The sequence below is a fragment of the Streptomyces sp. NPDC054975 genome, assembly GCF_053609105.1.
Window position 1 is genome coordinate 356,982 of record NZ_JBSGWV010000001.1, and the last position, 12,951, is coordinate 369,932.

At 72.7% G+C, this 12,951-nt stretch carries 12 protein-coding genes; 4 read left to right on the forward strand and 8 right to left on the reverse strand.

The genetic code is table 11. The annotated features are described in order from the left end of the window. Positions 1-81 precede the first annotated feature (81 nt). Entirely contained in the window at positions 82-1,587 is a 1,506-nt protein-coding gene (locus tag ACWF79_RS01700; RefSeq protein ID WP_453726044.1) for a hypothetical protein, read from the forward strand. Here the strand turns inward: ACWF79_RS01700 and ACWF79_RS01705 are convergent. Genes ACWF79_RS01705 through ACWF79_RS01715 form a run of 3 tightly spaced genes read right to left on the reverse strand, consistent with a single transcriptional unit; the run spans position 1,560 to position 5,757 of the window. Beyond that, the gene (locus tag ACWF79_RS01705) at positions 1,560-2,801 is read right to left on the reverse strand and encodes a hypothetical protein (protein ID WP_453726045.1); all 1,242 of its coding nucleotides are present in this window, start codon (positions 2,799-2,801) and stop codon (positions 1,560-1,562) included. The two genes, ACWF79_RS01700 and ACWF79_RS01705, sit on opposite strands and share 28 nt — an antisense overlap. Continuing rightward, positions 2,798-4,528 carry a lipopolysaccharide biosynthesis protein gene (locus ACWF79_RS01710; protein WP_453726046.1) on the reverse strand — a complete coding sequence of 577 codons (1,731 nt, stop codon included), beginning with the start codon at positions 4,526-4,528 and terminating at the stop codon, positions 2,798-2,800. The genes ACWF79_RS01705 and ACWF79_RS01710 overlap by 4 nt, the downstream gene beginning before the upstream one ends. Further along, the gene (locus tag ACWF79_RS01715; RefSeq protein ID WP_453726165.1) at positions 4,525-5,757 is read right to left on the reverse strand and encodes a glycosyltransferase family 4 protein; all 1,233 of its coding nucleotides are present in this window, start codon (positions 5,755-5,757) and stop codon (positions 4,525-4,527) included. The genes ACWF79_RS01710 and ACWF79_RS01715 overlap by 4 nt, the downstream gene beginning before the upstream one ends. A gap of 170 nt (positions 5,758-5,927) precedes the next feature. On the opposite strand from ACWF79_RS01715, the gene ACWF79_RS01720 reads away from it, so the two are divergent. After that, on the forward strand, positions 5,928-6,413 hold the full coding sequence (locus ACWF79_RS01720; protein ID WP_453726047.1) for an adenylyltransferase/cytidyltransferase family protein: 486 nt from the start codon (positions 5,928-5,930) through the stop codon (positions 6,411-6,413). Here the strand turns inward: ACWF79_RS01720 and ACWF79_RS01725 are convergent. The 4 genes from ACWF79_RS01725 to ACWF79_RS01740 form a co-directional block, all read right to left on the reverse strand. Then, positions 6,394-7,122, reverse strand: coding sequence for a CDP-alcohol phosphatidyltransferase family protein (locus ACWF79_RS01725; protein ID WP_453726048.1), 729 nt, complete (start codon positions 7,120-7,122; stop codon positions 6,394-6,396). The genes ACWF79_RS01720 and ACWF79_RS01725 overlap by 20 nt on opposite strands. A gap of 87 nt (positions 7,123-7,209) precedes the next feature. After that, the gene (locus ACWF79_RS01730; protein WP_453726049.1) at positions 7,210-7,908 is read right to left on the reverse strand and encodes an ABC transporter ATP-binding protein; all 699 of its coding nucleotides are present in this window, start codon (positions 7,906-7,908) and stop codon (positions 7,210-7,212) included. Between the two features lie 48 nt (positions 7,909-7,956). Continuing rightward, on the reverse strand, positions 7,957-9,420 hold the full coding sequence (locus tag ACWF79_RS01735) for an ABC transporter permease (RefSeq protein WP_453726050.1): 1,464 nt from the start codon (positions 9,418-9,420) through the stop codon (positions 7,957-7,959). A gap of 75 nt (positions 9,421-9,495) precedes the next feature. Then, positions 9,496-10,746, reverse strand: coding sequence for an ROK family transcriptional regulator (locus tag ACWF79_RS01740; RefSeq protein WP_453726051.1), 1,251 nt, complete (start codon positions 10,744-10,746; stop codon positions 9,496-9,498). A 96-nt stretch (positions 10,747-10,842) separates the two neighbouring features. Between ACWF79_RS01740 and ACWF79_RS01745 the strand changes: the two genes are divergently transcribed. Both ACWF79_RS01745 and ACWF79_RS01750 read left to right on the forward strand, forming a co-directional pair. Further along, positions 10,843-11,406 (forward strand): winged helix-turn-helix transcriptional regulator, encoded by a 564-nt coding sequence (locus ACWF79_RS01745; protein ID WP_453726052.1) that lies wholly within the window; start codon positions 10,843-10,845, stop codon positions 11,404-11,406. Then, positions 11,403-12,326: a ketopantoate reductase family protein gene (locus ACWF79_RS01750; protein WP_453726053.1), complete on the forward strand. Its 924-nt coding sequence runs from the start codon at positions 11,403-11,405 to the stop codon at positions 12,324-12,326. The genes ACWF79_RS01745 and ACWF79_RS01750 overlap by 4 nt, the downstream gene beginning before the upstream one ends. Positions 12,327-12,338: 12 nt before the next feature. Here ACWF79_RS01750 and ACWF79_RS01755 read toward each other — a convergent pair whose 3' ends face one another. Further along, the gene (locus ACWF79_RS01755; RefSeq protein ID WP_453726054.1) at positions 12,339-12,911 is read right to left on the reverse strand and encodes an antibiotic biosynthesis monooxygenase; all 573 of its coding nucleotides are present in this window, start codon (positions 12,909-12,911) and stop codon (positions 12,339-12,341) included. Positions 12,912-12,951 lie beyond the last annotated feature (40 nt).

Here is a 12,951-nt window from a genome sequence, read left to right on the forward strand (position 1 = left end):
GCTAGACTGGCGCGAAGTGATGGGCCGGGGTGGGGACTTCGACGTCCGCGGAGCCGTGGCTCCCGGGCTTCAGGGGGCGCGATGACGACCGACGTACACGGTTCGCGGACCCCGGCACGACCGGAACCCGCCGCGCCGGCGCCGTTGCTGCTGGCGCCCGCCGTCTCCCCGCGCACGCTGCTGTCGCGAGCCCTGTCGATCCCGCTGGTGCTCGGCTTCACGGTGTTCCTTCCGCTGCTGGTGGCGATTCAGCCCGGTGCGGGCGTGCACGACGCCGCGTACTACCTCCAGATCGCGCTGACGATGTACGCCGGGGCCCGGCTGTCGGCGATGATCCTCACCACCCGGCGCAAGCTGCTGCAAGGGTCGTTCTGGCTCTTCGTCTACATGGCGATGGGGGTGGCGCCGCTCGCCCAGGCCGTCCTGGGCCGCGTGCCGACACCGGTGGTGGGTCCGCGTTCCGATCTGACCATGGCGGTCGCCCTGGTCCTGGTCGGCTGCGCCGCGTTCGACGTGGGGACCCTGCTGGCCCGCGGCCGCGCGGGAATGTCCCGACGCAGCGAGGCGCGGCCCGCGTTGGTGCACCGTCGGCGGCTGTATCTGCTCGTGCTGCTCGCGTTCGTGTGCAGCGGTCTGTTCGTCGTCAAGCTCGGCGGGCCCGCCGTGTTCTTCTCCAGCCGTCAGGAGATCATCGCGGGGATCGAGGAGGCGGGCGTCTCCCAGGCGGACTCGCAGGCCGGCCAGGCGTTCCTGCGGGGCTTCGGGACCGTGCCCGCGCTCTTCGCGCTGCTGGTGTACTGCCGCTGGCTGGTGACCTCACGCCGGGCCAGGCGCCGCCCCCTGGTGGTCGCGGTGTTCCTGGCCCTGGTTCTGCTCAACCTGGTGGTGAACAACTCCATTTCCAATCCCCGGTACTGGTTCCTCACGGTCATGTTCTCGCTGCTCTTCACCCTCTTCCCGGTGAGCGCCGCGATGTACCGGTCGGCGCTGAGCCTGGGCGTGGTCATGGCGCTGATCGTCTTCCCGTTCTCCGACCGCTTCCGGTACGACGAGAAGAACTACCGGCCGGTCGAGACGACCTCGGTCCTGGAGCCGCTGGCCCTCAAGGACTACGACCAGGTGGGCATGTTCGCCAACACCATCACGCTCGTGAACTCGGGAAGCCGGCACCGGTACGGCCGTCAGCTGGCCGGGTCCGTGTTCTTCGCGGTCCCGCGCTCCGTGTGGCCGGGCAAGCCGCGCGACACCGGGGTGATGGTGGGCCAGTGGATGGGGACGGTGAACACCAATCTCTCCTCCCCCGTCTGGGCAGAGCTGTGGATCGACTTCGGGGCCGTGGGCATGGCCGCCGGGATGACCGGGCTCGGCTACGCGGCGGCCCGGGTCGACGGGCGGTTCGCCCGCCGGGGCACCCGCAGGGCTCCGCCGGGCAGTCTGATCTCCCTGGTGGTGCCGCTGGTGGCGGGCTACTCCTTCATCCTGCTGCGCGGCCCGCTGCTCCAGGCCTCCGGCCGGGTGGCGATCGCGCTGATCTGCATCGCCCTGGTGACCACGTGGCGTCAGGACAAGGGCGCGGCGCTGCTCTGATCCTCCGGCCTGGGCGCGGCGGGCTCGGGACGGGTGCGCGCCACACGGGTCCAGGCGGCGAGGGCCTTCAGCGCCGAGCCGGCCGCCAGGCCCCAGGCCGCGCCGGGGGCGCCGGCGAGGGCGTGTCCGGCGAGCATCAGGGCGACGGACAGCAGCGAGAAGACGACCTGTACGGACAGGGTGGCGCGGGGGCTGAGGACGCGCAGGGTGACCAGGGCGCAGGTGCCCGCCGCCATCACCGCGTACTGGCTGCCGGTGGCGGGCAGCAGGGCGGCGGTGGACTGCCAGGTGGCGCCGAGGAGTTGGCGGCCGACGCGGTCGGGGAGGGCGTACAGGACGGCCGCCCAGCCGAGTGCGACGAGGGCGAGGACGGCGGCGAGCGCGGCAGCGGCCCGTACCGTCGCGCGAGGGGAGCCGGTCCGGCCGAGCAGTGGCGGTCCGAAGGCGTTGACCGAGGTGAAGAGCGTGTTGAGGGGGCCGAAGAGGGTGGTCGCGCCGCGCAGCGCGCCGACGACGAGCGGGCTCGCGAAGAGCCCGAGGCCGAGGACCGCGAGCTGGCTGGAGCCGCTGCCGACGGCGAACTCGACGGCGAACCGCCGGCCGAGGTGGTCCCCGCGCAGATACCGGCGGGGTGCCCCGGGCCGGTTGCGTACGGACGGGTACAGCAGGGCGAGCCCGAGGAGGGCGGCGGGCAGCGCGGAGAGGCCCCAGACGAGGACCAGGCGAGCCGGTGAGCTGCCGTGCGGCTGGAGCAGCAGCGCCGGTACGACGCAGGCGAGGCGGAGCAGGTCGGCCGCGAGGGCCCGGTGCGGCCGACGCAGTGCGGAGAAGCCGTAGCGCAGGCCGTCCTGGACGAGGACGACCGGAAGGACCGCGCCGAGGGCGAGCACGGCGAGGCCCGTGGGGCCGCCGATGAGGGCGCCGACCGCCAGGAGGGGGAGCCCGGTGGCCGTGGAGGCGGCGGCGGTGAACGTGACGGCGGAGCGGACCGCCGCGCCGACCTCGTGGTCCTCGCCCTTCTCCAGGACGACGCTCTGGCCGACGAAGGCCGCACAGAGGCCGAGGAGCACGGTGAAGACGATGTACACCATGGAGAAGGCGGCGAAGCCGTCCGCGCTGGAGGCCCGCGCCGCGATCACCAGGACGGCGATGTTCGTGAGACTGGCCGCCGCCTGGTCCAGGACCGAGGCGGCGACGGTCACGGCACGTCTCAACGGTCGCCCGCGCGGATGTCGCGGCCGCGTAGGTCCTCCGCGCGGAGCGAGCGCAGGGCCACGGTGTCGCTGCCGTCGCCGAGAAGGATCTGCTCGGGTTCGGCGGCGAACTCCTCGGTACCGGGCGGGGGCGCGTACCGTTCGCCCCTGCCGGACCCGCGACGGCCGGCCTGCCTGGCGGCGCGGCGGCGTCGGCCCGAGGTGTGCACGACGGCGCCGAGGACGGTACCGCCCGCGCCCGCTATCAGCTCCCGGATGCGCTGGAGGTCCGTACGGTGGACGCAGCGCGGGTCGCAGACGACGAGGACGCCGTCGACGCGGTCGACGAGCGCGAGGGCGTCCGCGTAGTTGAGGACGGGCGGGGCGAGGACGACGACGGTGGCGTTCGGCGAGTCGGCCTCGGCGATGAGCCGGGTCACGCGGGGGCCGGTCAGGGCGCGGGCCACGTTCCGTACCCGCTCGCCCGGCACGAGGCCGAAGGAGCCCGACTCGCCCGCGTCGACGGAGAGTTGGCGCCTGCTGGGCCAGCCGCTCTCCTCGCTCTCCCCGCTCTCCACCGGGCTGCTCCAGCGCGGCGCGGAAGCCGCGTGGGCGCGGAGGCGGCCCTTGAGGGTGGGGTCGCGCAGGTCGGCCTCGATGAGCAGGACGTCCTTGCCGGTCTCGGCGAAGGAGGCGGCGAGGTGGGAGGCGACGGCGACGGCGGCCTCGTTGGAGCCGCGCGGGGCGACGACGAGCAGGCGTCTGCGGTCGGCGAACCGCTGGTCGTAGGCGAGCCGGAAGGCGACGGAGCGGTACTCCTCTGCGACCCGGGCGTCGGTGTGGTCGTCGGCGAGGAGGACGTCGGTGGCGCCTCGGGGCAGGGTGCCGAGGACGGGGGCGCGGACCGCGCGGGCCACGTCGCCGGCGGAGCGCGGCGCGGGGTCGAAGACGAGCCGGACCCAGGCGGCGAGCAGGCCGAGCGCCACGCCGACGAGGGCGCCGAGGCCGAGGCTCATGGGCAGTCCGGGGCCGTCGGAGTAGCCGGGGGCGGTGGCCACGCGGATGACGGTGCCGGGCGACATGTCGAGCGACTTGAGCTGGCTGATCCGGGCGTCGAGTTCGTTGATGCGGTTGAGCAGGTTGGTCTTGACGCCGTACTCGGCGTCGCGGGCCGCCCCGTCGGGCATCCGGTCGAGTTCCTTGGTCTTCTGGTCGTGTTTCTTGGCCACCTCGTCGAGCTGCCGCTGCTGCCCGGCGAGCATGGTGGCTCGCAGGTCCGTCCACTGCTTCTCGCGCAGGGTGAGATAGGCCTGGGTGACGGCGTTGGCACGGTCGGCGGCGGCCTGGGGCGAGTCGGCGGTGTAGGTGAACTGCAGGACCTGGCTCTGGGGCGGGTTGGTGACCTGGAGGTCCTTCTGCAGCCGGCCGACGGTGCCGGTCCAGCCGAGCTTCTTCGCGGCCTGTTCGGCGACGCTGCTGCTGAGGGCGGTCTGCCGCTCGGACCCCATGTTGAGGGTCTTTTCCTGGGAGATGCTGGGGTTGAAGGGGTCGTTGACAGGGGCGCGCAGGACGACCTGGCTGGTGGCCACGTAGGTGTCGGCGTTCGACATCCCGAACCAGACGCCGCCGAGCAGTCCGATGCCGATGCCGGCGCCGATGATCGCGCGGTAGCGCAGGAGTTGGCGGAACTGGTCGCGCAGCAGCTCCGGTTCGTCGTCCTCGACCGCGGTGACGTGCGTGTGTGTCACGTGCCCGGACCCCCCAGAGCCTCGTCGATCAGTGCGTCGATCCGGGCGAGACCGGCCGCTCGGGTCAGATGGGCCTCGACGTGGCGGGGCCCCTGGGCGCCGAGCGCTTCGGCGGCCGCCGGATCCTCGCCGAGTCTACGGATCTCGGCCAGCAGCGCGTCGGGATCTTCCGGAGGTACGAGCACTCCGGCGCCGGAGCGGAGGACTTCCTGGGCGGTGCCGCCCTCGGCGGCCACGGAGGCGACGACAGGGCGTCCGGCGGCGAAGTACGAGGTCAGCTTGGACGGCACGCTCATGTCGAGGACGGAGGCGCGCTGGGTGACGGCGAGGACGTCCGCCGCGGCGAGGGTGTCGGGGAACGTGTCGTCGCCGACGGGCGCCAGGAAGTCGAGGTTGGGGATGCCGGCGCCCAACTGCTCCAGGTGGGCGCGCTGGTTGCCGTCGCCGAGCAGGACGACCCGGATCTTCGGGTCGCGCCGGGCCGCTTCGACCAGGACGTCGAGCCCCTGCTTGAGGCCCATGTTGCCCGAGTGCAGGACCACGGTCTCGCCGTCGCCCCAGCCGAGCCGCCGACGGGTCTCGACGCGGGAGCCGGAAGGTCGGGGCACGTGGGACCAGTTGGGGACGAGCCGGATACGACGCCGGTCGACTCCCATGGCGGCGACCTTGTCGACGAAGGTCTCGTGGATGACGCCGACCAGCGCGGCGCGGCTCAGGGCGTACGTCTCCGCGCGAGCGGCGAGCGCGGCGGCGCGGTCTCCGCCCCGGATGCCGCTCTGCGCGGCGGCCGCGCCCATCAGGTCCTGGACGACGGGAACGTACGGAACGCGCCAACGGGCCGCGAGCCGGGCGCCGATGATGCCCCCGGCGAGGCTGGGCATCTGGGCGAGGACGGCGTGCGGCCGGGCCATGGAGGGCGGCGCGAGGAGTCCGTGAGCGAGCACGCTCGCCTCGAACGTGGCACGTTTCAGGGCGGTTTGGCGGGCGGGAACGGTGTGGCGCCGACGGTGGACGACGACTCCGGCACGCTCCTCGGTGCGGCGCCAGACCCTGGCGTAGGCCGGGTCGAGGGTCCAGGAGGGGTAGTGCGGCATCCCCGCGAGGACGTGGGTCTCGTGGCCGCTCGCCGCCCAGTGCTCGGCTATCTGGGTGGCGTAGGGGCCTATCCCGGCGTGCTCCGGAGCGTAGTTGGTGGAGACCAGAAGCAGGCGTCTGCGTCCTGTCGGCATCCCCAAGTCGCTCTCCTCGGAAGTCACTTCAGCCATTCGCGACCGCCCCTCTCCCCCGTGCGCGAATCGGACTTCACCCTAGTCGTTCACCCACTCTCAACGGAACGTGCACGCTATCGTCGGAACTCCTTCGCGCTGGGGAGTGCGAACGCACCTGGGGGGATTCACACATGACCGCAGGCAGGCCGTATCGCGTCGGCTACGCACCGGGGGCATACGACCTCTTCCACATCGGACACCTCAACATCCTTCGCCACGCGCGCAGTCAGTGCGACTACCTGGTGGCGGGGGTGGTCTCGGACGAGATGGCGGAGCTGGCCAAGGGACGTCGGCCGGTGATCCCGCTGGTCGAGCGGCTCGAGATCGTGCGCAACGTGAAGTACGTCGACGCGGCCTTCGTGGAGACGGTTCCGGACAAGCTGGAGACCTGGAAACAGGTCCGGTTCGACGTGCTGTTCAAGGGTGACGACTGGCGCGGTACGCCCAAGGGGGAACGGCTGGAGCGGGACTTCGCGGGGGTGGGAGTGGAGATCGTCTACTTCCCGTACACGATGCACACCTCCAGCACCCAGCTCCGGCGGGCGCTCGACCTCCTGACGCAGGAATCGGAGACGGCCGCCGGTGGGCCGGGTGGGATCAGCGAGGGGCTGCGCTGAGTTCACGGAACCACTTGGCGAGGAAGGCGAGGAGGAACAGGGTGCTCGCGGCGCCGAGCGCCGTGTAGCTCCAGCGGAACGCGGTTCCGCCGCCGAGCAGCAGGAAGACCAGGCAGAAGACGCCGTGGTCGACGGGGAGCAGGGCCACCGCCCGGAGGGTCGAGGGCCCCGCCGCCGGGGTGCCGGGCGCCGGGCGGGGCTTGAGTTTCTCGGTCAGCAGTCCGCCGAAGAAGGTGACCACGGCGGCGAGTTGGAAGCCGAGGGGGACGAGGAGCCAGCCGTCGGCGTCCGTGCCGAAGTGGTCGGGGTGGCGGTAGAAGGCGATCAGTACGGCGATGTGCAGGGCGGTGATCTTGCCGCAGTCCACGACGTGGTCGAGCCACTCCCCCGCCGGGCTGCCGCCGCCGCGCAGCCGGGCGAGCTGCCCGTCGGCGGAGTCGAAGGCGAAGCCGACGGCGAGACCGAGCCAGACCAGCAGACCGAGCGTCCAGGACGGAGTGCCGAGGGCCAGGCCCGCGACGGCGGCGAAGCTGAACGCCGCGCTGATCAGGGTTACTTGATTGGGCGTCAGTCCGGCCGCGTACGAGCCGGCCGCGAGCAGTCGTCCTACCGGACGGTTGACGAACCGGGAGTAGAGCGAAACCCCCTTCGCGGACTTCTGGGCCGATCTCAACTCGGTCAGCGCGGTGCCGATCGTTCCCGTTCCCACGAACCCCCCCGGGTCGTTGTGCGAGTCGTACGTGCGTACGCGATGGCGCACATCTTGGCATCACCGGGGGGTCCGGGGTGGCCGGTCCTACGCCTCCACCGTCTCCGCGTGGCGGTTTTCCTTGATCGCGATCCGGCCCTTGCGGATCGTCGCCAGGCGCGGGGCGCGGCGGGCGATGGCGCTGTCGTGGGTGACCATCACGAAGGTCAGGCCGTGCTCCTTCCAGAGCCCTTCGAGGAGGTCCACGATCTCGTCGCGCATCGACTCGTCGAGGTTGCCGGTCGGCTCGTCGGCGAGGAGCACCTTGGGCCGCTTCACCAGGGCGCGGGCGATCGCCACGCGCTGCTGCTGGCCGCCGGAGAGCTCGGACGGCAGATGCGCCCGGCGCTCGCCGAGACCGACGGACTCCAGGGCCTCCGCCGCGAGTTGGCGCCGCTCGCCCGCCTTGATGCCCAGGGGGACGAGCGCGGTCTCCACGTTCTCCTGGGCGGTGAGCGTGGGGATGAGGTTGAAGGACTGGAAGACGAAGCCGATGTTCTGGCTGCGGACGGCCGTCAGCCGGCTCTCCGGCAGTTTGGCCAGATCGACGCCGTCGAGGACCACGCTTCCGGAGGTGGGCCGGTCCAGGCCGCCTAGCATCTGCAGCAGCGTCGACTTGCCGCCGCCGGTGGGTCCCTGGATGACCAGGCGGTCGCCGTCCCTGATGGTCAGGTCGATGCCGTCGAGCGCGTCGACTCTCTCCTGGCCCCTGCGGTACTGCTTGGTGACGCCGGTGAGTTCGTACATGGTGCAACTCCTGCGATACGTGAAGGGGGTTCGGGCTTCCGGCGACCGCTACTCGACGCGGCGCAGCGCGTCCGCGGGCCGCAGGCGCGAGGCGCGCCAGGCGCCGAAGCCGCCGGCGACGAGCCCGCCGCCGAGGGCGAGGAGGACGGCGAGGCCGACGGTCGTGACGCTCACGGGGGCGGTGAGGGCGATGTCGAGGGTGTTGCCCGCGCCGCCGCGGACCGCGCTCATGCCGGGGCCGCCGAGCATCCGGCCGCCGCCCGTCAGCGCGCCGCCGCCGAGCTCGGCGGTCAGGGTGGGGCTGACGGCGGTGACCAGGTACGCGCCGGCGAGGCCGACGGCGATGCCGAGGGCGCCTCCGATCAGGCCGTTGACGAGCGCCTCGCCCATGACCTGCCGGGTGACCCGGCCGCTCTTCCAGCCGAGCGCCTTGAGCGTGCCGAACTCGCGCACCCGGCGGCTGACGGCCGAGGAGGTGAGCAGCCCGGCGACGAGGACGGCGGCGACCAGGACGGCGTACGAGAGCCACTTGCCCACGTTGGTGGCCAGGTTGGCGGCGGTGTCGAGGGAGCCGGAGACGGTCTCGGCGAGGTCGGCGGAGGTGGTGACCGTGGTGCCGGTGACGTTCTTCTGGATGGCCGACTTGACGGCCTCGATCCGCGTCGAGTCGGTCGCCTTGACGTAGACGGTGGTGATCCTGTCCTTGGAGTCGGACAGGGTCTGCGCCTGCTGGAGCGGCAGGTAGACCTGTGCGGCCGCCTGACCGCTGTCGGCGGTGGCGATGCCGATGACCTCGAACTTCACCGCCTTGACCGTGAGCGTCTCGCCGACGTCGAGGCCTTCCTGCTGGGCGTAGGCGCTGTCGACGACGACGGCCTTGGCGTCGGTCTCGGTGGGGGTGAAGGTACGGCCCTTGGAGATCGTGGAGGTGGTGAGGGGGCCGAGGTCGGGGGCGGTGACGTCCGTGCCGTAGAGGCTGAAGGAGTTGACGTCGAAGGCGGCGCCTCCGCCCTCGACGCGGCCGCCGCCCCCGTTGGCGCCGCCCCCGTTCCCGCCGCCGGGGCCGCCGGGCCGGGCGGGCTGAACCTGCTTGAACTCGCCGCGCTTGAACTCGCCGTCGATCTTGAGGTTGGTGAGGCTGAGGCCGCCGACGGCCTGGGCGACACCGTCCTGCTTCGCGACGGTGGTGACGGTGGAGGCGGGCAGGGTCTCGAAGCCCTGGACCATCAGCCGGTCGCTGCTCTGCTCCTCGCCGTCCTCCTTCGCGTCGAACTGGAACCGTGGCCGCTGCGCCTGCTCCCCGGCCTTGGGCTCCTCGCGGGCCTTGGTGACGGTCAGATCGGTGCCGAGCCCGTAGAGGGACTCGAGGACCTGGGCCTGGGCCTGCTTCATGCCGGAGGCCACGGAGTTGACGACGATGACCAACGCGATGCCGAGCGCGAGGCCGGAGGCGACGACGAGCGCCGCCTTTCTGCGACGGCGCAGCTCGCGCCGGAGGTAGGTGAAGAACATGTGCGCGAAGCTAGGGGCGCGCGGTGATGGCTGGATAAGTCCCACGTGAGAGTGGGATGAGAGTCGGGCCGCGCGTCAGGCCGTGTACGTCGAGGGGTCCATGAGGACCTGGCGGATGACGAAGGTGGCCGCGCCCCGGGACGCCGGAGTCGCGGGGGAGGCGGTGCGGAGGCGTCCCGCGTCCGGGGTCCAGAGGCCGGAGACCACGCGGCGGGCGAGTTCGGCCTCGACGGCCGGGCCGAGACGGGCCATCAGGCGGGGGTAGATCCCGCCCAGGACGACGGCCTCGGGATCGAGCAGGTTCACCGCGCCGGAGAGCGCGAGGCCGAGCATCCGGCCCGCCTCCTCCACGGCGGCCACCGCCCGGGGCTCCCCCGCGTCGGCGGCGCGCGCCAGCTCCTCCACCCCGGCGGCTCCCGACGCCCGCAGCAGCGCCGACTGGCCCGCGTACTGCTCCAGGCACCCGCGCGAGCCGCACCGGCACAGCGGGCCGTCGGCGTCCACGGGCAGGTGGCCGATCTCGCCGGCGAAGCCGTGGGCGCCGCGCAGCAGTTCCCCGTCCACGACGATCGCGCCGCCCACGCCGATCTCGCCGGTGAGGTACAGGAAGCTCCGTACGTCGTCGAGGGCGCCGCACCACAGCTCCGCAAGCGCCGCGGCGTTCGCCTCGTTGTCCGAGGTGACCGCGAGTTCGGGCGGCGTCCCGGCCGTACCGGCAGGCTCGTGCCCGTCGGCCGCCCCGGCAGCCCGCAGTGCGGCGAGCGCCTCGCCGAACAGGCGGTCGGCGGGCACGCGGTTCCAGCCGAGGTTCGGGGCCTGGTGGACCGTTCCGTGCGAGACCAGGCCCGGCAGGGCGAGCCGTACCCCGGCCGGGCGCAGGTTGCGCTCCGCCGCGCTGCGCAGGGCCTCGGCCGCGAGAGCGGCGGCGCGCGCCAGGACCTCGGCCGGCTCGGCCGCGCGGTTGTCGAGGGGTTCGGTGACCCGGACGCGGTCGGCTCCCGCCAGGTCGACGACGCACACGGACACGTAGTCGACGTTGATCTCGACCCCGAGCCCGGCCGGCCCGGTGTCGGCCGGCTTGAGGACCGTCCCCGGCCGCCCCGCCTGTCCGCTGAAGGTCTTGCCCGACTCGATCAGGAAGCCCTGCTCCAGGAGCTGTTCGACCAGGGAGGAGACGGCGGCGCGGGTGAGGCCGACGCGCGCCGCGACGGCCGCGCGGGTCGTCTCGCCCGCGTCATGGACGGTGCGCAGGACGAGGCTCAGATTGTGCCGTCGCACGCTCGCCTTGTCGGCCTTCGGCTCCCGGGTCGGTGGGGTCGTCTTCATCGTGCGCCGAGCCTAATCCCCCTCCGCTCCCTTCTCCGTCATCCCCTTTCCCGGAAAAGAGTTCAACCACCGAACTCTCTGCACTACTGTCGCCGCATGCCCCTCCCCCGCGACTACGGCGGCCAGACCTGCGCCCTCTCGCGCTCCATGGAGGTCGTCGGAGAGCGCAGGACCCTGCTGATCGTGCGGGACGCCTTCTTCGGGGTCCGTCGGTTCGGCGAGTTCGCCGCCCATCTCCGCCTCCCCCGCGCCGTCCTCGCCGACCGGCTCGCCATGCTCACGGAGGCGGGCGTCCTCACCCGGCTGCCGGACACCGGACGGCGCGAGGTCTACGGCCTCACGCCCAAGGGCGTCGCGCTCTGGCCCGCCGTCCGCGCGCTCACGTCCTGGGGCGACGCGTTCTACGGGGCGGGCGGCGGCCCGCGCCGCGTCTTCCGCCACGCCGCCGACGACGCGCCGATCGCCGAGGACGGCCGCTGTACGGGGTGCGGGGCACCGGTCCCCGTCGGCGACATCCTCGTGGCACCCGGCCCCGGCCTCGCCCCCGCGGCCGAGGACGACGACCCGGTGACGGCGGCCCTCGCCCGCCCGCACCGGCTGCTCCGCCCCCTGCTCGTACCATCCACCGCGCAACGCTCCCCGAGAGGTCCGCACTCATGAAGATCCTGGTCGTCGGCGCCGGAGCCACCGGAGGCTATTTCGGCGCCCTGCTGGCGCGCTCCGGGCAGGACGTCACCTTCCTGGCCCGTCCGCGCCGCGCCGCCGTGCTGCGCGAGCGCGGTCTGCGTCTCGTCGGCCGGGACGAGGAGTGGTCCTTCGCACCGCGGCTCGTCACGGCCGACGCGCTGACCACGCCGTACGACCTCGTCCTGCTCTCGGTGAAGTCCACCGCCCTGGAGCAGGCGATGGAGGACGTCGCGCCGGCCGTCGGACCGGACACGGCGATCGTGCCGCTGCTCAACGGTCTCGCCCATCTCGACGCCCTGAACGCCCGCTTCGGCGCCGCGCGGGTCCTCGGCGGTGTCGCCAAGGTGGTCACCACCCTCGACGACGACGGGGACATCGTCCGCCTCGCGCCGCTCGCCCATCTGACGATCGGCGAGCAGGACGGGGGTCCCACGGCGCGCGTGGAGAAGTTCCGGTCCGTACTGGCCGAGGCCGGCATCGACGTACTGGTGCCGGAGGACGTGGTGAGGTCCATGTGGCACAAATGGGTCTTCATCACCACGTTCGGCGCGGTGACGAGCCTGATGCGCGGCACGGTCGGGGAGGTCAACGCCGTGCCGGGCGGTGCGGAGCTGGGCCCGGCCGTCCTGGCGGAGGCGGCGGCGGTGTCGGCCGCGGCCGGGCATCCCGTACCGGAGCCGGAGCGGGCGGCGACGCTGGGCATCGTGACCGCGAGCGGCTCGTCCATGGTGCCCTCGCTCTACCGGGACCTGGTCGCCGGACGGCCGACGGAGGTCGAGCACCTCTTCGGCGACCTGGTGGCACGCGCGCGTGCCCTGTCCGTACCCACTCCACTCCTCGATCTGGCCACCCTCCACCTGCGCGTCCACCAGGCACGGGTCACGGCCGGCTGAACGCGGGAACGCCTAGCGGGTGAGCCAGCCCCTCAGGAGCCTGCTCACGGCCGGCATCGCCACGTACGTCATCAGGACGTTGAAGACACAGGCGATGACCGCGCTGCTCAGCACGACCGGCAGCGCGGTCAGCCGGGGCACCAGGAGGTAGCTGCCGAGGAGAGAGATCGGATAGATCGCCAGCGTGGCGCTGATCGCCATCTTCCAGCGAGGCGGCGCGGGCCGTGTCGAGCCCGGCTTAGCGAACCAGGTCTCCATGCCGGTCAGCTTCCGCCGGGCGATCTCGGTGTGGTGATGTCCCTGGCAGTCGGCGAACCACGCCGCGCGCTCCGGCGACTCCTGCCAGATCCTGCAGGCCTCCGCGTCCCGGAACCGGTGGACGAGGAACCAGGGGGCGTCGCCTCCGGAAGAACGGAAGAGCCCGTACCCGAGATGGCCGGGAAAGGCGGCCGCGCTGTCGAGGATGCCTTTCGCCCACCGCTCGAAGGCGGCTTCATGGCCGGGCTCCACCCGGCGGGCTATCAGCAGGGTCACCTCGCCGGTGTCGGCGGGGACGGTGGCGTGCTCAAGACTCACCGCGGTCACTCGTACTCCTCGTGATCACGCCGCGCCCGCCCCCACTGTA